General features: G+C 64.1%; 24 protein-coding genes. 18 read left to right on the forward strand and 6 right to left on the reverse strand.

Annotated elements, in window-relative coordinates; all coding sequences use genetic code 11:
• The 10 genes from VT03_RS10150 to VT03_RS10195 all read left to right on the forward strand — a co-directional run bounded on the left by VT03_RS10150 (window position 1) and on the right by VT03_RS10195 (window position 11,301).
• The gene (locus VT03_RS10150) at window positions 1-1,797 is read left to right on the forward strand and encodes a hypothetical protein (protein WP_075092878.1); all 1,797 of its coding nucleotides are present in this window, start codon (window positions 1-3) and stop codon (window positions 1,795-1,797) included.
• Window positions 1,794-2,678: a hypothetical protein gene (locus tag VT03_RS10155; RefSeq protein WP_075092879.1), complete on the forward strand. Its 885-nt coding sequence runs from the start codon at window positions 1,794-1,796 to the stop codon at window positions 2,676-2,678. The genes VT03_RS10150 and VT03_RS10155 overlap by 4 nt, the downstream gene beginning before the upstream one ends.
• Window positions 2,675-5,008 carry a hypothetical protein gene (locus VT03_RS33345; RefSeq protein WP_156514387.1) on the forward strand — a complete coding sequence of 778 codons (2,334 nt, stop codon included), beginning with the start codon at window positions 2,675-2,677 and terminating at the stop codon, window positions 5,006-5,008. The genes VT03_RS10155 and VT03_RS33345 overlap by 4 nt, the downstream gene beginning before the upstream one ends.
• A gap of 39 nt (window positions 5,009-5,047) precedes the next feature.
• Window positions 5,048-6,226 carry a hypothetical protein gene (locus VT03_RS10165; RefSeq protein WP_156514388.1) on the forward strand — a complete coding sequence of 393 codons (1,179 nt, stop codon included), beginning with the start codon at window positions 5,048-5,050 and terminating at the stop codon, window positions 6,224-6,226.
• A 3-nt stretch (window positions 6,227-6,229) separates the two neighbouring features.
• Window positions 6,230-7,018 carry a hypothetical protein gene (locus tag VT03_RS10170; protein ID WP_075092881.1) on the forward strand — a complete coding sequence of 263 codons (789 nt, stop codon included), beginning with the start codon at window positions 6,230-6,232 and terminating at the stop codon, window positions 7,016-7,018.
• Between the two features lie 7 nt (window positions 7,019-7,025).
• The gene (locus VT03_RS10175) at window positions 7,026-7,979 is read left to right on the forward strand and encodes a hypothetical protein (RefSeq protein WP_075092882.1); all 954 of its coding nucleotides are present in this window, start codon (window positions 7,026-7,028) and stop codon (window positions 7,977-7,979) included.
• Window positions 7,976-8,425, forward strand: a complete 450-nt coding sequence (locus tag VT03_RS10180; RefSeq protein WP_156514389.1) for a hypothetical protein — start codon at window positions 7,976-7,978, stop codon at window positions 8,423-8,425. Before VT03_RS10175 ends, VT03_RS10180 begins: the two co-directional genes overlap by 4 nt.
• A 5-nt stretch (window positions 8,426-8,430) precedes the next feature.
• Window positions 8,431-9,792 carry a hypothetical protein gene (locus VT03_RS10185; protein ID WP_075092884.1) on the forward strand — a complete coding sequence of 454 codons (1,362 nt, stop codon included), beginning with the start codon at window positions 8,431-8,433 and terminating at the stop codon, window positions 9,790-9,792.
• The gene (locus VT03_RS10190) at window positions 9,786-10,166 is read left to right on the forward strand and encodes a hypothetical protein (protein ID WP_075092885.1); all 381 of its coding nucleotides are present in this window, start codon (window positions 9,786-9,788) and stop codon (window positions 10,164-10,166) included. Before VT03_RS10185 ends, VT03_RS10190 begins: the two co-directional genes overlap by 7 nt.
• A gap of 136 nt (window positions 10,167-10,302) precedes the next feature.
• On the forward strand, window positions 10,303-11,301 hold the full coding sequence (locus tag VT03_RS10195) for a hypothetical protein (RefSeq protein WP_075092886.1): 999 nt from the start codon (window positions 10,303-10,305) through the stop codon (window positions 11,299-11,301).
• A 1-nt stretch (window position 11,302) separates the two neighbouring features.
• Here VT03_RS10195 and VT03_RS10200 read toward each other — a convergent pair whose 3' ends face one another.
• Both VT03_RS10200 and VT03_RS10205 read right to left on the reverse strand, forming a co-directional pair.
• Window positions 11,303-11,992 carry a hypothetical protein gene (locus tag VT03_RS10200; RefSeq protein WP_075092887.1) on the reverse strand — a complete coding sequence of 230 codons (690 nt, stop codon included), beginning with the start codon at window positions 11,990-11,992 and terminating at the stop codon, window positions 11,303-11,305.
• A 12-nt stretch (window positions 11,993-12,004) separates the two neighbouring features.
• The gene (locus tag VT03_RS10205) at window positions 12,005-12,262 is read right to left on the reverse strand and encodes a hypothetical protein (protein ID WP_075092888.1); all 258 of its coding nucleotides are present in this window, start codon (window positions 12,260-12,262) and stop codon (window positions 12,005-12,007) included.
• Window positions 12,263-12,896: 634 nt separating this feature from the next.
• On the opposite strand from VT03_RS10205, the gene VT03_RS10210 reads away from it, so the two are divergent.
• Together VT03_RS10210 and VT03_RS10220 are read left to right on the forward strand one after the other, a co-directional pair.
• Entirely contained in the window at window positions 12,897-13,352 is a 456-nt protein-coding gene (locus tag VT03_RS10210; protein ID WP_075092889.1) for a hypothetical protein, read from the forward strand.
• Between the two features lie 193 nt (window positions 13,353-13,545).
• Complete coding sequence (locus tag VT03_RS10220; RefSeq protein WP_075092891.1) at window positions 13,546-13,845, forward strand: hypothetical protein; 300 nt, start codon at window positions 13,546-13,548, stop codon at window positions 13,843-13,845.
• A 732-nt stretch (window positions 13,846-14,577) separates the two neighbouring features.
• On the opposite strand, the gene VT03_RS10225 is transcribed toward VT03_RS10220, so the two are convergent.
• Window positions 14,578-14,796, reverse strand: a complete 219-nt coding sequence (locus tag VT03_RS10225; RefSeq protein WP_075092892.1) for a hypothetical protein — start codon at window positions 14,794-14,796, stop codon at window positions 14,578-14,580.
• Window positions 14,797-15,103: 307 nt separating this feature from the next.
• Between VT03_RS10225 and VT03_RS10230 the strand changes: the two genes are divergently transcribed.
• From VT03_RS10230 to VT03_RS10250, 5 genes are all read left to right on the forward strand, one after another.
• Window positions 15,104-15,523 (forward strand): hypothetical protein, encoded by a 420-nt coding sequence (locus tag VT03_RS10230; protein WP_075092893.1) that lies wholly within the window; start codon window positions 15,104-15,106, stop codon window positions 15,521-15,523.
• Between the two features lie 114 nt (window positions 15,524-15,637).
• On the forward strand, window positions 15,638-16,093 hold the full coding sequence (locus VT03_RS32650) for a helix-turn-helix domain-containing protein (protein ID WP_197489280.1): 456 nt from the start codon (window positions 15,638-15,640) through the stop codon (window positions 16,091-16,093).
• A 122-nt stretch (window positions 16,094-16,215) separates the two neighbouring features.
• A complete protein-coding gene (locus tag VT03_RS10240; RefSeq protein ID WP_075092894.1) occupies window positions 16,216-16,662 on the forward strand; it encodes a hypothetical protein in 447 nt (148 codons plus the stop codon).
• Between the two features lie 52 nt (window positions 16,663-16,714).
• Entirely contained in the window at window positions 16,715-17,185 is a 471-nt protein-coding gene (locus VT03_RS10245; protein ID WP_075092895.1) for a hypothetical protein, read from the forward strand.
• Window positions 17,182-17,394: a hypothetical protein gene (locus VT03_RS10250; protein WP_075092896.1), complete on the forward strand. Its 213-nt coding sequence runs from the start codon at window positions 17,182-17,184 to the stop codon at window positions 17,392-17,394. Before VT03_RS10245 ends, VT03_RS10250 begins: the two co-directional genes overlap by 4 nt.
• 98 nt (window positions 17,395-17,492) lie before the next feature.
• On the opposite strand, the gene VT03_RS10255 is transcribed toward VT03_RS10250, so the two are convergent.
• The 3 genes from VT03_RS10255 to VT03_RS10265 form a co-directional block, all read right to left on the reverse strand.
• Complete coding sequence (locus VT03_RS10255) at window positions 17,493-18,095, reverse strand: hypothetical protein (RefSeq protein ID WP_075092897.1); 603 nt, start codon at window positions 18,093-18,095, stop codon at window positions 17,493-17,495.
• Window positions 18,096-18,766: 671 nt separating this feature from the next.
• Window positions 18,767-19,561 carry an SDR family oxidoreductase gene (locus VT03_RS10260; protein WP_075092898.1) on the reverse strand — a complete coding sequence of 265 codons (795 nt, stop codon included), beginning with the start codon at window positions 19,559-19,561 and terminating at the stop codon, window positions 18,767-18,769.
• 39 nt (window positions 19,562-19,600) lie between these two features.
• Window positions 19,601-20,119, reverse strand: a complete 519-nt coding sequence (locus tag VT03_RS10265) for a TIGR03067 domain-containing protein (protein ID WP_075092899.1) — start codon at window positions 20,117-20,119, stop codon at window positions 19,601-19,603.
• 136 nt (window positions 20,120-20,255) lie between these two features.
• Here VT03_RS10265 and VT03_RS10270 point away from each other — a divergent pair, with 136 nt between their 5' ends.
• Window positions 20,256-20,597 carry a winged helix-turn-helix transcriptional regulator gene (locus VT03_RS10270; RefSeq protein ID WP_075092900.1) on the forward strand — a complete coding sequence of 114 codons (342 nt, stop codon included), beginning with the start codon at window positions 20,256-20,258 and terminating at the stop codon, window positions 20,595-20,597.
• The last annotated feature ends 76 nt before the right edge of the window (window positions 20,598-20,673 follow it).

A 20,673-nucleotide genomic window follows, 5' to 3' on the forward strand; every position in this document is an offset into this window, starting at 1 on the left:
ATGGCCGACATCGTCTATGACCTCGCGGCGGACACAGCCAAGTTCGAAGCGGGGATGCTCAACGCGGCGGCCGGTCTCGAGAAGTTCTCCGCGGCGACGCGTGAGGACCACACCTCCGGGCTGATCCGCAAGCTGCAGCAGCTTGAGGCCGAAACCAGCCAGCTCAAGGGGGAGTTCACTGCGGCGGAACTCGCCGTGGCCAAGTTCGCGAAGCAGGACGGCGTCTCTCCGGAAATGATCGCTCGGCTGCGGCAGGCCCACGTCGAACTGGAGGCCCAGAAGAAGCAGCTTGAGGCGAATGCCGCCGCAGAGAAGAAGGCCGCAAAGGACAAGGTCGACGCCGAGAAGGCCGCCCAGGACGCCATCGCCGCCAAGAGGCAGCAGGCGGACCAGATGGCGGAGGCCCGACGGACCGCCCAGCAGCGAAAGGACGATGCGAACGTCGCGCGGCAACTGGAGATGCAGCGGCAGGCTCAGCAGGTCAAGGACAGCCTGCAGACCCGTGAACAGCTCCTCGCCAAGGAACTCCTGCGGCTCCAGGAACTGCATAACCGCGGCTTGCTGACGGAGATCGAACTCAAGAAGGCGAGCGCGTCGGCCCGCGTGTCTGTCGGGGGCGGGTTCAACGGTGCCAAAGGAGGCTTCATCGCCCAGCAGGGGGCGATCGGTATGCAGGACGCGATGTCCGCCTACTCGGTCTCTGGAAGTGCTGGGATGGCGGTCTCCGCAATGGGGAACAACGCCATTCAGATGGCGAGCCTGTTCAACCCGATCGCGGGGACCATCGCGGCGATTACGGTCCTGGCCGTGCAGCTCGGAATCGCGTTCGGCAAGTCGAAGGACGAGGCGGCCAAGCTCAAGGCGGAAGTCGAAGGGATCGGCAAGGCGGTCGATCTGTGGAAAATGAGCGGCGACGACATCCTGAAGCAGCTCCCTAAGGAACAGGAGAGCCTCGCCAACAACAAGAAGGTCGACGATCGCATCGGCGGCGAGATCGCACGCCGACAAGCCGAGCGGGACAAGCTCGCCGCGGAGATCGAAAAGGACAAGAGGGCGTTCGTAGCGAAGTACGGCCCCGCCGCAATACCTCGCCACGATCGTCAAGGAGAGCTCGACCAACAGGACTCGTTCCTGGCTGGCCTCAAAGAGCATCAAGAGAAGCTGAAGGCCGAGATTACCGCGCAGCAAGTCGCGATTGATCTGGCACAGCCGGAGTTTCGGGCAGCCGGCGGCGTGGAGGGGACTCCCGAGTGGGAGGCCCGGACCGACAAAGAGCACGCCGCCGCGATGGGCGAGATGACGGCGTCGGGCGAGCTCCAGCGAATCGAAGAGGAGAAGCAGCTCAAAAAGAAGGCGGCCGACGAGGAGAAGAAGCAGAAAGAGGAACTCCTGGCCCTGATGAAGCAGGAGCAGGAGATTCAGAAGCGGCTCGCCGAGCAGGAGGCCGCCGCCGCGAAAGCCGTGAAGGACTCGCTGATGACCAATCAGCAGCGGGCCGACATGGAGGCCGATCGCCTGCTCAAGATGGAAGCCAAAGGGCTCCTCAGCCGCAACGACGTCGTCGGGGCGATGCAGAAGTACATCGGCGGCATGTCTGCCCCGCCGACGATCGCTCAAGGCCTTGTCCGCGGGTCCGTCGAGGAAGTCCGGGCAAGCCGACTGGACGCAGCACGCTCCGAACAGCGGGAGATGATCGACAAGCAGGTTGAGACGACTCTGGCGATCCGTGAACAGACGGTCGAGATCCGGGCTCTCAAGAACAAATACGAGGCCCCTGAGACCGGGAGCGAAGCATGACCTGCACCGTTCACGGCCAGAAACACACCGGCGGCCTGCAGCAGCAGAAAGGCGCGATCAGCGGCACAGAGTCCTGGATCGTGCGGAGCGACGATCCGTTCAACGACCGCGAGCCCCAGGTCCTGGCGGCACTCGGTGTCAGTGAAGGCGATCTCCACCCGGACGCGTTCTACGGCAACCGTGGCGTGACGTGCCGCGGCGTGATGCCGAACCGGGACGGAGAGCGGCACCTCGGCCTCTGGGTCGTGAACCTCAACTGGGGCAACGGGGCGGAGTCGAAGCAGGAGAAAGAGCGTCGGCTCATTCCGAACCCGCTGGAGCGCCCCCCGACGATCGAAGGCATCATCGTCCGGGAGACGAAGCCGGCCCTGAAGGACTCCGAGGACCGCGCTTACGAGAACACGGCCGGCGACCCGCTGGAGATGACGGAAGAAGTGGAGCGGGACCAGATTCGCGTCCGGGCGAACCTGCCGATCGTCCCCGCCTGGTACGGCGCCCTTCGCCGGACCAAGAACAAAGACCCGATCTACATCTCCGATCCGATCCGCGCCGTGTTCCCCGAGGGAACGGTGCGGTTCATTCCGATGGGCTTCTCGAACCAGCGGACGGAGAACGACATCGAGTTCGTCGAAGTCAATTTTGTTCTCGACACCAACCTGGACGGCTGGGATCTGGAGATCGCGAACAAGGGCTTCAACATGCTCCGCACCGCGGACGACCGGTCGACGAAAGAGCCGATCACCGTCAAGGGGATGCCGATTCAGCAGGCCCATTGGCTCAACCCGTCGGGGCTCCTGACGACCACGCCGACCTACATCGAGCGGAAGCCGTTCGCCGAGGCGGACTACGACCCCATCCAGGAAATCCTCGACCGAGCATGAGCGACGGAGTTCTAGTCCCGAGGTCGGTCTATGACGTCCTCCTGCAGATCGTGCGTGAGCGGACGATCCAGACGGGTGCGCAAGGGCAATCGCCAGCGGCGAATGTGCTTCCGCTGCATCACGCCTTCGCGACTCAGCAGATCAACTCCAAGACGTGCGGTGTCGTCCGTCTCGATTCGATGGACTCCTCGGAAACGGTCAACGCCTACAACCCGGGCGGCATGATCGCTCAGGACCGCCGCGTAACCGTGTTCTTCTCCCGGGGGATCGAGGTCAGCCGGTGCGAGGGAGCGGAACTCCCTGGCGTGGAGGGACAGTGGGAGATCATCCGCGGGCTGAACGAAGACGATGAGACGTTCGGCTACGACCTCCGCGGGGTGTCGTGCGACGACTGTTACGAAGGGACGGTGAGCGAGGACTGCGCGTCGGTCGGCTGCTGCCGGATCAATGAGATTCGGCAAGGCTTCTGGGGAATGTATCTGGCCCCCAGCGAGCCGGACGCACCGAACATCTACTGGGAGAATGCCTCCCTCGCCTCGCGGTTCTATCACGTCGGGAACTGCATATGGGAAACGAAGACGTTTTCCTGGTACGACCCGGACGCCTGTGACGCTCGGTACAAGTACGTCCTCAATCGTCCTCTGCGGAAGCTGACGATGGAGCTGGCGTCGGGGACGCCCTGCAAGGAGATCGTCGCGGAGTGGGAATTCGCCGACGAGGAGCGGTTCATCGACTGCCTCTGCGCTTGGCGTCTGCGGCGAACGAAATGGTCCGAGGCCCTGAGTCCCATCCCGTGCGAGATCCTGATCTCGGCGAAGGTCTACCCGCCGGACGAGTTCTTTGGCTGCGACCGCTGCACGACGGAGCTCGCCGAGCAGACGATCAACTTCCCATCGGAGATTTACGCGGACCTGTCCCCGGCGCCGGACCGCTTCGGCTACCTGACGGGAACGCCGCCCCGGATCCCCATTGAGCAAACGCCGGCCGGGTGGCAGGGGAACTACACCCTGCGGGACGACATCCCGTTCATGCTCTATCCGGCCTTCGCCAACTTCGATCCGGATCCGGAGAACGAAGGCTTCGACCTGTGCAATCGCCGCTGGGCGTACCATTACATCTCCGAGGCCTGCGAGTCGGAGGAGTACCGGCCGGAGGGAACGGGGACCGGCACGGGCACTGGAACCGGGACTGGAACGGGTGGCGGTTACAACCAGTGCGAAACGCTCGGCTACCCCTTCGCGTGGTCGAACGGGCTGATCGTCTGGATCTATGACGACCTCTTGGCCGAGGAGCGGCGTTTCAAGCTCAAGGCAGAGATGGTTTCGCGGGACTGGACCCTGGGAAGCCCGGGACCGTCGGAGTTCGCGAACTTCGAATCGGAGGTCTGGTATGACTGCGAACTGCTCAAGCGGATGATCGACAACGGGGAGACATTCGCCCTCCCCTGCGTCTCTGTGGGCTCGCTCGACGACCGATTCACGGTCGAGGACTTCGGCGACCTCGCAATCACCTTCAAGCCGAAGAACCTGCTTGCGGCCGGTGACGGCAAGAACTGCGGGGAAGGCGGGACGGGCACCGGGACTGGAACCGGAACGGGGACTGGCACAGACACCGGAACGGGAGACGGAACCGGCACTGACACTGGCGGGGGCGGCGGCACCGACACCGGCGGCGGAGGTGGGACGGGGACCGGAGGAGGTGGCACCGGGACTGGTGGGGGAACGGGAACCGGAGGCGGTGGCACAGGAACGGGCGGAGGAGGGACCGGCACGGGTGGCGGCGGAACTGGTACGGGGGGAACTGGAGGCGGGGGCACGGGCACCGGGGGCGGAACTGGGACCGACACGAGCTCCGAGGATCCGACCGGCGCCTGCTGCTTCGAAGGCTGGGGCAATGCGACGAACTGCCTTGATGGCGTGACGAATGCCCAGTGCCAGACCCTCGGCATCAGCAACCGCGTTTTCACGCCCGACGCAGCGTGCGGTGACATCGAATGCGGCTCGGGTGGGGGCGCCGACTGCGACGCCTGTCACGACGCCTCCCTCACGATGGAGTCTCTGTACGGCGGCGGAAACGCGATCGTCACGAACCCGATGGCGGGGCTCCGCCGGTGGGTCTGGGACTTCGTGGTGGAGGGGCGGACCTGGAGTCTGTTCCTCGACTGCACCGGGACCGGGGACTACGTCGCGGCCCTCTTCATCGCCGGGGGCCCGTGCCACGGCTACCAGACCTTCAACAGCCTGTCGGTCCTCGACTGCGACCCGCTCTCGATCACCGTTTCCTTCACCGACTGCGAAGGCGGTTCGCACACGTTCTTCTGTTTTGACTGACGCATGGGACAGCAACTCCTTCCACGAATGGCCGCCCGGTTGGCTGATAACTCTCAGCCGAAGGCGGAGCGGCTGCGCCTCGCGATGGGCTGGCATCGGCAGGGCTTCGACTGCGTCGAGGTGATCGCCTTCCTGAGCACGGGGAAGGAAGTCGACGTCGAGGCGATCCCGATTGCTTCGAAGCCCACCCGCCTCTCTCGTCCTGGCCAGTTCCGCCCGTCCTACGGCGTCGGCCGCCGGGTCAAAGAGGCGATCGGCCTCACGACGACCTGCCCGCTCTGCAACGCGACGCTTGAGGAGATGAACAACCTCGGACCGCTCTCGCTCCGCGACCCTGGCCCTCTCCACGAGTACGGCCGCCGGATGCGGAAGAACGCCGAGGCACTGGCCCGGAACACCGAGCACGCGAACTGGCTGCAGCGGCAGGCCATCTCTATCGGCCTCGCTCTCAAAGGGGTGGCAGGTTCCGAGGAATCGGCCCGCCGGATGATCCTGGAGGCCTGCGACGCCGAGGACGCCTATCTGGCTAAGCCGGTCACATGGTTTGTTGGTATCCGGACCGCGCCCCGGCAGGAGCCGACGCTGCAGCGATGCGTCGCCTCGATTGTGGCTGCTGGATGGACGCCGACGATCTTCGCCGAACCGGGGACCGACCTCTCCGGGCTCGAGGAACTCCCGATCGTCCAGCGGCCCCAGCGGCTCGGCGTCTGGCACAACTGGTACGACCTCCTGAAGGGGGCGCTGACCGGCACGGCGGAGCAGATCCTTACTTTCGAGGACGACGCGATCATGGTTCCCGGCGCCCGGGAGTTCGTTGAACGCTCCGGGGTCCTCGCCGAACCGCGGCTGGGCTTCGCCTCTCTCTACACGTCGAAGGTCTACCACCAGGAGACGGCCGGCTGGCACCGGGTCGAGGCCGAGCGACTGTTCTGGGGAAGCGTGGCTCTCGCGATGCCCCGGAGCTCCGTCGAGAAGTTCGTGAAGCATCGAATCGCGATGGGCTGGAAGGGGATCAAGGGGAACCAGGTCGCGCCGGACATCTGGGGCGGAGACGTCTGCGTGGCGCGGGTCTGCCATGACCTCGGCCTGTCGAAGTGGGTCCATTCCCCCTCGCTGTGCCAACACGTCGGAGACACGTCCACGATCCCCGGGCATGTTCGGGCGATCGGCAATCGGCGGGCGAAGGCGCTGGCCGTTCTCACCGGACCGGAGGAATGAACAATGGGAAGCCTGAGCAACTACGCCGAAAACGAACTGCTCGACCACGTCTTGAAGGTCGGGGCGTTCACGCAGCCGAGCAATATCTACGTTGCCCTCTCGACGGCCGATCCGACGGAAGGAGGCGGGAGTATCGCCGAACCCTCCGGCGGGTCGTATGCCCGGGTCGCGTGCAACACCTGGAACGCTGCGGCGAGCCGATCGACCGCCAACACGAACGCGGTCCAGTTCCCCAGGGCGACCGGCAACTGGGGCACGATCACCCACTGGGCGCTCTTCGACTCGCTCACCTCCGGGAACATGCTCGCCTATGCGGCACTGTCCAACCCGTCCTCGCTGGTCGTCTCGACCGGTCGCCGGCCACGGTTCATCGCCGGCAGTCTCGTCCTGACCTGGGTGGCCAACGGGGTCTCGGACTACTTGGGGAACAAGCTTCTTGACCATCTGCTGAAGGGGTCGGCGTACTCGGTTCCGACGAACCTCTACGTCGGCTTCTCGACGGCAAACCCTACCGACAACGCGTCCGGCCTCGCCGAGCCCAGCGGGAACAACTACAGCCGGACCGCCCTCAACTCCTGGAACGCGGCCAGCGGCGGCGCGACGGCGAACGCCGCGGACTTCGAAGGGCCCGCGGCCTCGGGGTCCTGGGGGACGCTGACGCACGCCGCCGTCTTCGACGCCTCGACGTCGGGGAACATGCTCCTGCACGCCGCTGTCGGTGCGTCCCTCACGATCACGCAGGGACTCTTCCCGGAGTTCGAAGCCGGGGAACTCGACGTCACACTGAACTGAGGAACTGATGGCCGACACGGTCCGCGCGATGTCTGCGTTTCTCGACCCGTCTACCGGCTACTTCCGGAACGGGGCGGGGATCTCCGCGCAGAACGAGCGGGACCTGATCGTTTCGCTGAACGACTTCGGCAAGACGGTCTGCGGCCGGCTCACGCTGGAGAGCGGGACGCCGAACAAGATCGGGGACGTGACCGGGGCGTCGACAATCTACCTCGCCCCTTGGCGCGGCGACACGGTCACGATCTGGAACGGCTCGCTGTGGGTGCCGTACAAGTTTGCCCAGCTGTCGCGATCCCTCGCGTCGCTGACCAGCGGCAGGAACTACGACGTCTTCGCCTACCTCTCCTCGGGGGCGGTCGCAATCGACCTCGCGCCCGTCTGGACGAACGACACGACTCGCGACAAGGCGGTCAGCCTCAAGGACGGAATCTGGGTCAACGACGTCAGTTTCACGGCCGTGCGGTCGGGGGACTCGGTCGGCCAGTACCAGGGGACGCTTCTGGGAACGATCCGGACCACGGGGACCAGCACAACGGAGGATTCGGCGGTCCGACGATTCGTCTCAAACCTCTGGCATCCGATCCGGAGGCACTTCTACAGATTGGACACGACGTCGCACACCTACTCGGTGAACAGTCCTGTCCGTGGCTGGAACAACCAGAGCACGCACACGCTGGAGTGGGTGACGTGCATCGCTCAGCACTCGGTATTGCTCAATTTCCAGGGGGCTTTCACGTCCTCGGGGGCTGGAACGCAGGGGGCTCGGCTCGGGATGGGGACGTCGACGACGTCTCAGAGTCTCGTGATGGACTTCAACAGCACGGCAATCCTTGGCGACGGCTTCCCGATGTCGGTGTCGGCGACGGCCGGATACGCGATCTACTACGTCACTGAGTTGGCGACCGGGTCTGGGAACTCGACGTACTACTACTACTCCCTCGGCGGTGAGGTGTGGAATTGATCCCGACCCTTGCACAGATGCAGCAGTTCCGCGGACGGTCGGAGGACCTGTCCCGCCGACTGGTCAAAGCGGGTGTCCCGTTCGTCGGGCTCGCCCGGGACCGGATCGACTTCGCCGAGGGTACCACGCAGGAGGCGCAGGACCTGGGGAACAGCATCCTGACGGGGTGGGACTGGGAGGCTCCGTACTGCCCGGAGTCGGTCTACATGTTCCAGCTCCGGAAGGCGATGCGGGAGACGCTGATCGTCCCCGGCGCCCCGCAGTACGGCGACACGCTGTCGGCCCTGGAGGCATACATCGAGGCCGCAGAGGACGCCGACCTGGCTGACGAGTTCTCCGCCGCAGAGGTCCGCCGGGATCACCAGACCGTGGACGGTCTCGCCCTGATGTTCAACTGGACGGACGACAACGTGGACGACCTGTTCCGCCTCGCCGCCACGAAGTAGGACCGATGCCCGCCGACTTCTCCTCGATCGACTACACCGTCCCGGACTACCGCATCGACCGGAAGTTCTCGGCGACGATCGCCTGCGCGGTCTCGACGTCGGGCACCCTGCAGGCCGGAGCCCCGACCTCAGCCACGGCGGCCGGAGCGACGTCCGCGACCGGTTCCGCCCTGCTGGGCGCGGCCCTCTCGGCCACAATCGCCGCGGAGTCCGCTGCCGATGCGACGCTTGAGGCCTCCGCCCCGATGTCCGCCTCGTTCGATGCCCAGGTCTCGGCGACCGGCGGAGCCTCCTGCGGCATTCCTGGGGCGTGCGTGATCGATGGAAGCTGCTCCGCATCCGGTGGGCTGTCGGTCGGCGTCCCGACTTCGGCGACCATCGAGGGGGAAACGACCGCCTCCGGATCCGCTCAGGCCGGTCTCACCGCCTCCGCGACGGTTCAGGGGGAAGTCTCGACCAGCGGGACCGCGATCACCGGGGTGCCGGCCTCGGCCACGATCAGCGGGGATCTCTCCGCTGCGGGAAGCCCCTCCGCCGGTTCCCCCCTGTCGGCGACCATCGCCGGAGAGACAGACGCATCCGGAAGCCTGCAGGCGGGACAGCCGACGACGGCGACGTTCAGCGGAGCGACAGCGGTCGACGGAACACTGGGGGCGGGAGAAGCCCTCACGGCTACGATCGCGGCCGAGCTCAGCACCTCCGGCCAGATGGGGGCAGGACTCGCCGCCGAGGCCTCGATCGAGTGCGAGGTCTCCACCGCCGGGACAATGGGGCTGTCCGCCTCCCTCGAATGCACGATCGCCGCCAGCGTGACGGCATCCGGCCAGATGACGGCAGGAGCCGCAGCGACCGCGACCATAGCGGCTGAAGTGTCGGCGACCGGTTCCCCCCTCTGCGGCGCCGGGACCTCGGCCACGATCGCCGGGGAGATGCAGGCGTCGGGATCCGCTCAGACGTCCGTCCCCCTCCAGGCCACCGCCGTCGGCATCTGCGAGGCGACAGCCTCCCCCCAGTGCTCCGTTCCGACTCAGGCCACGTTCGTCATCGAGTCGTCCGCCGTGGGTCGCCTGGTGGCGTCTCTACTCGCCTCCGCCCGGATCGAGGTTGAACTGTCGGCGACCGCCGAGGGGATCTACTTCGACGTGGAAGCGGAGGGGAAGTATTCCGCCGCCCAGGACCGGCCGCGCTTGTACCGGGCTGCCGGTGCCACCCGAACCGGTCGCGCTCGCCCCCGTCCGAGGCTCACGACCGCCGCCGGTCGGACGCGCCTCGCTCTCGCCCGGGAACGATTTAGAACCTACCGCCACCGCGGGCAGCTCCGAGTCGGAGGCCATCCGCGACCAACCGGGAGCCCCCCATCGTGCTAGAGACCTGCACCCGCAAGCCGATCCACGTCTCCGTCGGCGAGGATGACAGCTACTTCGCGGACTTCGACCCGGACGACATGGACCCGAACTCCCGGCCACTCGATGGCGGAAATGGAGAACTCCGCCTGATCGTCTCGGCCACGGCCGAGGTCATGGAGGGTGGAACGGTCACGATCCCCCCGGAGTCGATCGAGGTCGTCGCAGAGAACACCGTCATCAACGGTGAGACTATCCAGGCCGGAACGGGAGTGAGGTTCCGCGGCCACAGCTGGCAGGTCCGCCCCGATCAGCAGGAGACGGTCGTGAAGATCCTGGCCGTTCTCGATGACGACTCAGTCAAACCGCTGGGCGTGCGGTTCAAGGTCGAGGCGTGACCACACGCCTGACTAGGCTAGGCTTGTGGTTGACAGCACCTCCAAAACACCGCACCCTCCATCCACCGCTGGTCAACTGCGGTTATTGAAGCGAACAATTCGATGGCCAGCAAAGACGGACATGGAGTTATTTTGAATGCAGGCTTCACGCGATGTGTTCGTCATCATGCCTTTTTCCGCAACGGCGTCATGCTCGGAGGCCGACTGGTCAGACACGTACAAGAACGTGTTCAAACCCGCGGTCACACGTTTAGGCTACGAATGCGAACGCGCCACCCCGACAACTGGCAGCCTTATAGGGAGCATCTTAGAACGCCTCCGAAATGCGCGAATTGTCTTGGCCGATGTGACTGATCGCAACGCTAACGTGTTTTACGAGCTTGGTGTGCGACACTCCCTTAGCCGAAGGACAATCGTAGTTGCGAGGGGGATGAATCATATTCCTTCCGACCTCAGCGGATACTGGACGACGATCTATGGAACGAAGCCAGGCGAAGTGGTCGATTTCTGCGAGAATGTGAAACACATCATTGAACGCATAGAGCGCGAACCGGACCGGAGTGACAGTCCAGTCTCAGACTTCCTGGATCGTGAGTGGCTAAACGCGGAGAGAGCCTCCGGCGTGCAGAATGTGAAGAAAGTCAATGCCTTGTGCACCGAACTTTCAGGCACAATCGCCGCGATCGAGGCATTTGACAAAGGACAGAGGGCGGCGAGTCGTACCATTTCTCTTGAATGCCTAAACTTATTGCTGACCACGCTCTATTTGGATCTTGGACCTGACCTGCTCCGCGAGGCATACGAACTTCGCAATTACCTGTTAATTTTTGGAACTGATGACCACAATCCAGGCACGTTGTTGCGATGCAAGCTTTTTTTAAGCAATATGGATTTGGTACGCCGCAAGATGATGGAAGGCTCGTATACCGAACCTTCCACGCTGTCAACGATGCGTTGGGAGCCAGCCAAATCTAATTTCATGTCGTCACGATGCGCCCTACAAACGCAGCTGTCGTCAATTATGCTCCACTTCGCCGAATGTTCAGATCGGCCCGACTTGGGCAATCATCATGAGGAGCCCGGCAGTAAGAAGCAAAAGTCCGCCAAGCGTAGGGGCAAGAGCAACCCATCGTGAACTACAGGTCCTTCGCGTTCGTCTTCGCCTTAGATTGATCCGCGGCCAAGGTCGCAGCCTTCTCGCGTTGATCCAGCTCGGCAGAGAGCGTGTCGTCGCTGTACACGACCTCAATGCCGGGGCCCGAATTGCGAAGGTAGACGTTTCCATCGGCACCGTCCCAGGTTCCTGACGGCGTCGGCTTGCCATACTTCTCAGTGAGTGCGGCCTTGACGTCATCGTGGCTGTCCCCGGCCAAGGTCAGGCGTATCCGTGCGAGCACCCCGTCAACGAAGGTGTAGCTCGCCTCGTTGACTCGCTTATTGGCGATCGTCAGCTGGTCCTCAAGGATGATGGCGTCCACGACCCCGGGAACCGAAACGCCCATAAGCGAGTGGGGAGTCTCGACGAGCGGCTTGCGTGACGTCCGAAAGTCGCGAATAGACAACACGCCGGGTGTGTCGCCTTTGAAGTCGGGTCGCCATGTCGCCGGCCCCTTGGACGTCCGAAAGGCGGCCAACGGGTCGTTCGGATCCACCGGAGGTTCTTCAACTACGGGCTCCGCCGGAATGGGCGTAGTGGTGGCTATGGGCTTGCGCGGCTCTTGCGAAGACGGTTGCGTGGCTGGCGTCGCTTGCGCAGCAGGCTCGGTCGTTTTGGAGCAGCCGGCAGCGGTAGCGGCTAGCACGCAGAAGACGATCAGGTATCGCATCGTTCGGCCCTCTCATTTCCCTTTCAGGAGTTTCGCCATCCGTTCCTGTTCCTCCGGCGGGAAGTCGTCGAGGAACTGCAACCGGCCCCGCTTGTCACGGAACGCCCGGCCTGTCTTGATCCATTCGTTCTGCTTGGCCGCGCGGTCCTGCAGGGTCTCACGAACCCACTCGGGAAACGAGATCCCAATCTGCGCAGCGAGCTCTCGGTAAACCTGCTCGTTCTCAGGGTCGAGGCGAAGGCTGGTCGGTGATGCCTGCTTTTTTGCCATAAGAGGCTCGGACTGTGGCACCATTCTCCCTCCAGAATCAAGACCGACGACGCCACGAATACTGGCGACTACTTGCGTAATTCGCTTGACGACTGGAGTAGGCATCGCGCATAGTGCGTCCCGTCGAACCTGATGGCCCGGGTGAGACGCAACAACCTGAACAACTCGGCGTCCCACGGGACCCGGTTTTTTTGAAACCACGCCAAGCGGAGGCCATGCCGCTGAAGCGTGGTTTCTTTTTTCCCCGCACTGCGTAATCCGGCATCGCAACCGGACGGGGATCTGCGGGTGCAACGCCCGCCCCAGAGCATTCGAGATGCTCGCCGCGCTCAGGATGACCGGCTGACCCGTACCGCATGAAGCAGCCCTCTTAGGCAACGATGGATCTGCCCCGACAAGCACTCGCCCGACCGCGGGCTAAGCGGTCCGCGCATCTCTCCGCGCGTAAAAAAAGCCTCCGGCGATGTGGAGTCGCCAGAGGCCTGGAGTTCCCGATGCCCTTCCCGTTACTGAAAGACCCAAGAACATGATTGAGGTTATCGCTCAGCCTACGCGCGGTCAAGAACGTCTCGTTCGGATCGTCTCCCAGCCTACCGCTTTTAACAGGGAATTCGAGGCGACCCCACCGTCAACGGTGCCGCTGGTCGTTCGGATCACCGATCCCCACTTCAAGCCCACGAGTTGCCGGGCGCTCCCCGGCGCCCACTCGTTCGGGATGCCCAAGGGGGACGCCGCTCTCCTCGCCGCGATCCAGAACGTCCGGGCAATGCGGCACGCGGCGACCCTCCACCCGAACCAGCAGGAGATCCGCTGGGCGGTCGTGGCGATCCACGCGGACGGCTTCGTGGTGGTCAAGGTGAACGTCCAGGGGTGGAAACCCAAGGACGCATTCGACCTGCCGCCCGATGCGTGGCCGCTCCCGGTGCCGAACGTCGTCGGCCGGTGCGCTGCTCAGGAGTTCAACCGAAAGCAGATGGGACACTCCGCGAACCCGGCGATGTGGTGCCTCCCGGTCAAGCAGATCCGGCTCGACGACCTGACGACCGCCGAGGAAGTCTTGGCCCTGGCGATGAAAGGGGGTGTCGCTTGATCGACAAGAACCGCCCCCCTCGCAAGAGGCCTCGCCGCCCGTCCGCCGCTGTCGCCAAACGGAAGGCACAGGAGGCGATCTGGAACATCCGCTGGACTCTCGCCGGGCTCAACCAGCCCGCGGCCGACTTCGTCCGGACGCCGACCACGGCGCCGTCCCCGACCTCTCTCCCGTTCCTTGGAGACGTGAAGTAATGAAGATCACACCTCACCCGACGACCTTTGATGCCCCGCTCGACTTCGGCGTCTTCACACGTGCCGGTGCCCCCCTCGACCGGCGGCAGGTTCAGCAGTCCATTGAGCGTATGTGGCTGACCGCCGCCGCACGGGGGATGTCTCCCTTCCTGACCGCAGCCATCGGGCTCGCGGAGCGACAGTCGCAGCTCCGGCGAATTGCCGGGGCGGTGAAACCGATCTCGCACGCCAGTGCAAAAGATGGCGGCAAGACGGGGGGGCAGGCTTTTCGCTGTCGTGGTGGCTACTGGATTCACTGACCAATAGATTGCGTCTCGCCCGGGGATGGTGAGCGGAGCTGTGGCTGGCCCTACACGCCCTGTTCCTGTCCCCGGGCGTTGTTCTTTTCTTGCGGATTCGGCCCGTCGGCGGATACTGAAGAAGCCCGAGAGCGGTCGAGCGTGGCTTCCTAGCCGAGCCCAAGTTCCTGCCTCGGGCACTTTTCTTGTTCCGCCCGGGGACGGTAGAGCAGTCTCGAAATCGGATTGCATCGCGACCGTTCCTGTCCCCGGGTTTCCTTTTCCGGCGATCCTGACTTTGCCGGCAATTCGGTTGAACGGGTGCGGGCGTCCATCAGGAAATTCCCCAGGGATCGCTCGCCGATAGTTCTGTCGCCCCGGGGCGGTTGAGCGGTGGGTGCAGTGCTGGCCCGCCTCACTCCCGTTCCCGCCCCTGGGTGATCTCACTGCGAAAAACACGCATCGCGTCCAGAGGATCGCATGTCGATACAGATCATCGCCCGGAGGTTGGTGAGAGAGTGAGTGCAGGGGCCCGCTTCGCTCTTGATCCAGTCCCCGGGCGCCATCCAACGAAGTCGGCTGCCCAGGATGTCAGTAGCCGAAAAGCCCATGGACGGTTGAGCGGCCGCTAGCCCGAGGCCAGCTCCCGTCCTGGGCGTTTCTCTTAAACCGTTCGCATCGTGTTCGAAGAATCCGCCACGCCCGGTGCACGGCCGACTTTAGGCAGGTCGGCAAACCGCTGGTTCGGTCGTGTTACCGGGCGCCATTCTTCAACGCATCCCGCAGGGCTCGCAGGATCACCCACTCCGGCGTCCCCCAGATGCGGGCGTGACCGACGTAGTCCTGAACGAACCGGGCAGCAGTGCCGGGATGCAGCACGAGCTCGTCGAACGGCAGTTGCCCCCGGAACGTGCCGGCGAAGAACGTGACCAGTTCCGACGTCTGCTCCGGCGAAAGCGACTTGAGGTACATGGCTGGCTCCAGGGAGTGACGGCGATGGCGATTGTGCCACGGTGCGTCCGGGGGCGCAAGAGGGCTCACTGTCCGCCGCCAAGGAAGTCGGCAGGACGATCGAAGCAATGGGGGCACCACACGGCCATGGCAAATGCGACGCATCGGCCGTGTCGCACCGTCGGCCATTTGTGCCGATGGACAATCGCCTGACCCACGGATATGCAACGACTGGAGAAAATATGCAACGATGGCGGTTGACTATGCGACTGTGCGTTGTATATTTCATGGCACAAGAGGTGCCGAACGGTCGATACGGAGTTGTGTCATGGAGCCGAAGCAGTTGAAAACGGGGGTCGTGGAGGGTTCTTCCGACCCGCCCTATCAGTGGACTGTCGGCATCCTGCAACTCGCGTTCGATGAGGCGATGGAGATCCTCACCGATGGCCAATATCGGCATGTCGCCTTGCAATTTCAGGAGTTAGCCAGACAGGACTCGATGGTCCGGAGCGAAACGATTTCGATCGACAAGGTTGAGGATTGTTACGAACTCCGCGAGAAGGGGGGCATTCTGGGGAACATCAACTTACGAGTGTTTTTCGGAATCGACGACCATCGGAAGTGCGGCATTGTTCTTGGCGTGTTTCACAAGAAGAACGATGGTGCGACGCCCGTCCCTGTGAAGAACAGGATGCGGCTTCGCTGGAACCGCTACATCAACGGTGCGTTTGGTTTCCTGAAGGAGTGAGGTGGTGGGCGAGAAAATCCGGGGTCACTTTGTTTGGGGTAGAGTCCAGGACTGACATTGAAGCAGGAGGCAACGATGACTTTCCCAAGCGCTCCACACAAAGGAGGAAGCAAAATGTTGGAGTTAGAAGAAGTTCCCACGATTGAAATGATGGCCGTGAGGGTCATCGAAAGGCGGCTGCGAGAGCTTCCGAAGGAGGAGCGTGAGTTGTTTTGGGAGACGGTCAAGTATGCGTCTTCTGATGACAGCGAGGAGCGCGAGGAAGCGATCAAGACCTGCCTGGAGATCCTGAATCCCGTGCCAGCTTCGAAGGCGAAAGTCTCGAGGCTGGCGGTCGATGACAACGAAGCGAGTTTAGGGAAATGGACAGGATTTGTTTGTGAACGGGTGAAGCAGGCACGGGTCAATGCAGGCCTGACTCAGGAGCAGCTGGCGGAGAAGGCCGGACTGCCGCAGTCACATGTGAGTCGCATCGAACGGGGCAAACATAGCCCCACGCAGATGACGCTCCAAAAGATTGCGGATGCATTGGGAGTGCCTCTCGCCCAGTTTGATCCATCTGCCCCGTAACTGCTGTTTTTCGATCGTGTCTTCCGGCTTGTCCGGAGACACAGGTCCGCGAGACGACCGCCTCCACGCGGTGCGGGCTGGGAACGCCACTTAGGTGGCGGCCGAGAGTCGTCGCCAAGCTGATGCCCCTCCTGACCCCCGACAACCTGCTCTACCTCGCCCGCGGCGCCCGGCGGTGGCTCGACGGAGAGCTCCGGACCGAGGCCCCCACGACTCAGGAGGAATGGCTGGGGATGATCTCTGACCGTACCGGCCGGGTCGCCTGGCTGTTCGTCTTCGGCCCCGGCTCGCACGGTCACCTGCAGGGGGATGAATACCGCCTGCTCTACAGCGTCGGCGTTGGGGACCATTGGAGCGCGGGCGGGGGGAACGGGCGGCCAGCCCACGCCAGCACGATTGAGGATCACTTCCGGAGCGAGCTGGAGAAGAACCCGCCGGGGATCTGCGACGTCGTTCTGGTTCTGCTCCCGCGGAACCGGCCGACGATCGAGGGGGTGATCCTGGCGGCGGCAGGGAGGGATCCGGATTTCAGGCGATGCCGCGAGCGGGCAGAGCGACTCGCAAAATGATCCCGGCCGTGGCAGTATCCCCGAACCTTCCAGGCGTCACCGAGGAAACCCAATGTTCGGTCCCGATGACCTGTACTTTCTCGATAAGCGCCTCGTCCCAGGACTCACGACCAAGGAAGAGGTCCGCGCTGTTCTCGGCGATGCCGCGGCACGGATCAGAAGGTATCCGGACAAGATGGAGTTCGCGACGTGGTTCGTCATGGACCCCGGGCTGATGCTGCTGGGGGCGCCGTGCGAGCGCGGCATGTTCTACTTTGCCCGACAGACCCTGGCGGGAGTGGATTGCAGGTTTGCCGCAAAGTTCGAGTCCGTCATTCGCCAGCTCTGTCACGATTCGTTTGGACCCAACTCTGAGACCCTCCACAAAGGGACGGCCGCAGAGAGAACGCAATGGAAAAACAAGGTGTCGAAAGCAACGCTGAAGGTCGAGCCGCCCGAAGTGTTCTATGTCGACGTGACCCACCCGAAGACAATGAGGGAACACTCAAAGCACTTCGGGAAGCCACCGAAAGGACTGGAATGATCATCGCAGCAAAGACGACATCCGAAGAAGAACTGACCCTGCTGACCGAGCAGATGGACGGCTGGAACGTCGAGGACGAGCTGCAGGTCGAGTCGACCGCTGACGGCTTCGTGTGCCGGTTCGAGTTCCCCGGCGGCGACCCGCGGGCGGACAAGGTGATGGCGTACCTGCAGGTGAATGCCGCAGCGTGGGAGCCGGTAAAGGCTTGATCCGGACCGGGCGTCAATGACGCCTGTTGCGCAAATCCCCGCCAGTTTTCCCAATGTTTCGAAGCGGTTCGCAATGCACGGCTTTCTAGCCCTCGCCGTCACTCGTCTCCTGCAAATTCCCTAGCGAACTCCCTCTTTGCAGCGTGGCGTGTATTCGCCTCGATATCCACGATGACGTGGAAGAACTCGATCCCCGCCATAGTGATGACGTAAACGATGCAGGCGGCAATCGCCATGCAGAACGCGGAGAGTGTCCCGATCAGGACCTCGAAGAGAGCCACCCGGACTGGCAGATCCCGCTGCACGGCATCCACAATGGACCAGATCAGCACGATGACCGCGCCGATGAGCGCCAGGGCCAGTTCGATTCGCGCGAACGCCGCGGCCCACGCGAGGTAGAGTTCCAGATTCGGATAGTTCCGGTTAGCCAGGGCCTTGTTAACTCGCGACGCTTTGGGCTTTCGCTCCACGACGGGGGCCGCGAGCGGTTCTTCCTCCGGCGCGTCCCATTGCGGTTCCGGAAAGGCTGGTCGGAAGAGATCGGCGTCTCGCACGGGGGCGCTCGCGGCGACCGGCTCGGCGTGCTCTATGGCGACGAAGACGTTCTGGCAGGCGGGGTCCTTGCAGCGGACCTTCTTGCCGACGATGGAGTCCGGGACGCGGGTCTCGTTGCCGCAGACGGGGCAGCGGGTGTTGATCATCGGGACTCCTCGGTGGCTCGGCCACGCTGTCCTGACGGGCGGTCCCGCGAAGACCGCACGCATGGTGGCGTACGGGCCCGGGGCGTTCTTCCCTGTCAGAGCAGGTGGGACACTCGACTTGGCGGGGACGGACTGGCCGCCGTCACAACGGGGATGAAGGTGGGAGAGAGCGGTGGCGGCTCTCTGCGGGGTGTCCTGGCCGAGTCTCCGGGAACGGACCGTCATGGCCAGAGCGGAGCCCTGGCCCCCAAACTGCCCGGAAGAGATGGCCAACTGTTCAGCAGTTTATCAGCGATCGGACGGCGCTCAAGCGCCGAATCGGGCGGGGCGGACTGGAATCTGATGAGGATGGCCCTTTGTTCGCGTTGGTGAGTCGCGTCCTTGCCGGCGCAGCTCCCATAGCTCAAACCCATTGTGCGACGGCAGCCGGGGTCAAGGGGGTCACCCCTTGCCGCCGGAGGCGCTTCCATGAGGAACCGTGGGACACAACGGATGTCCGCTTTGTGGAACCGGGGGTGAGGGGGGCATCCGGCACGGTGTCCGCGTTTGGATACTTACTCCTTCAGGCATCTCTCGACGGCCAGGCCTCCGGCGGGCAAAGGGGATTCTCCCCTCTGCACTCCCTGACCAGGGTGCCCCTGGACCCGGTGGGTTCTGGCTCTGCGACGACATCAGACTGTCGGAATCGTGCCGCCATCAATGACGAACTCGCTCCCCGTAATCGCCGCCGCGCGGTCCGAAACAAGAAACGCAATCAGCTCCGCAACCTCCTCCGGCCGCGCCGGACGTCCAAGCGGAATCCCGCCCAGCGACGCCATCAACCCCGCCTGAGCGGTCGCGGCATCGGTCCCCTGCTGATCCGCCAGCCGCTCGACGAGCGCGACCGCCGACTCGGTCTCGGTGTATCCCGGAGCAACAGAGACCACGCGGATCCCGCGGGGACTCATCTCCTTCGACAACCCCTTGCTGTAGTTGCTGACCGCCGCCTTCGCAGCCGCATAGGCCAGCGTCGCCTCGAACAGCGGGAGCGTCCGCTGGATCGACGACACGTGCAGGATGACCCCGCGCCCCTGCTCCAGCATCAAGGGGAGAAACGCCCGGTCCAGCCGGACGGCGGAGAGAAGGTTCAGGTCGAACGCCTCCCGCCAGTCGTCGTCCGAGAGCGCGAGCGCCCCGCCCCCGGGGGCCGCCGAACCGCCGACCGAGTTGATCAGGATGTCGACTCCCCCGAGTCGTTCGAGCACGCCCCGCGCGACCCGGTCGCACCCTTCCCTCGTGCTGACATCCGCCTCGATGACCCGCTCGGTGGTGGCGTCAGCGGGAAGCGTGCGGGCGGTGGTGACGACCCGCGCCCCGCCGGCCGCGAGCCGGTTCACGACCGCGCGACCGATCCCCCGGGTCCCTCCGGTGACAAGGATCCGCTTTCCAGCAAACTCACGATGGGATTCAGGCAGTGGGGCGATCATGGAGTTCTCCGGTCTTTGGAGTCGGAATCACGAGGCAGGTCAGGGAGCGGGCGTGGCGGAGGGGGCGGGCTGCGGCTTCACGCGGCGGAGTTCGAGGAGGACGTCCGCCCCTTCCAGCCGGAGCGCTTTCGGGCGGGGCTTTCCCTGCCACTCCCGCTCCTTCCAGGTCCCGACGACGCAGCAGACCTTGAGTTCGTCGCCGTTGAGTTCATAGATGCCGAGGACATCCCCGCCGGTCTTCGCGAAGTCTGGCGTCCGGTGGTCCCAGATCTTGGGGGTGGCGGTCGGATCGAGGTCGAACGTTCCTGCCCAGAGCTGCTTCCCGGCGGCGTCGAAGGCGGCGTACGTTCCGTCCTTGTTGAACTGGAGCTGCCGGGCCTCCTTCGTCACGCCGTCGGGCTTGGCCACGACGATCTCCCAGCGGCCGGCGAACTCAGACAGTCCCTGTTCGACGGCCTGGCGGCGGGCTTCCGAGGCGGCTTCGACCCCCTTCGGCTCGGCTCCCCAGAGGCCGGGGACGACCCCCAGAAACAGAACGAGTGTCAACGATCTCAGCATGGCGATTCCCTGGAAAAAGACTGGCCGTCGTGGTCCGGTTTCCCGATCGGGGCTGGCGGAACGCGAGAACTTTACGACCAATGGTTTCCTTCGTAAAGTAGGTTCCTTTTGCAAAGCGACTTCACGGGAGGGAAGCATGGCGCGGCGTGAGCAACTGGCCGACAACACGCATGAGCCGCTGGCGAAGCTGCTGCGGATTCTTTCCAGTCCGTGGACGATGCTCCTGCTGCACCGGCTGCATGTGGAGGGGCCGAAGCGGTTCGGGGAGCTGAAGCGGCGGCTGGGGGCGATCTCGACGAAGACGTTGACGGAGCGGTTGCGGATGCTGGAGGGGGAGGGGTGGTTGACGCGGCACTACGAGCCGACGGTGCCGCCGCAGGTGACGTATGCCATCACCGAGCGGGTGCTGGAGCTGGATGGCGTGATGCAGGAGCTCGACCGGATTGCCGAACGGTGGTACGGCCAGGACAGGAAGTGAGAGCGTCCCTGCCGGCACGGCGATGCGACGTCAGACCCAACGTGCGACGGCAGCCGGGGTCAAGGGGCCAAGAAAC

It is taken from the genome of Planctomyces sp. SH-PL14 (assembly GCF_001610835.1).
GTDB lineage: Bacteria > Planctomycetota > Planctomycetia > Planctomycetales > Planctomycetaceae > Planctomyces_A.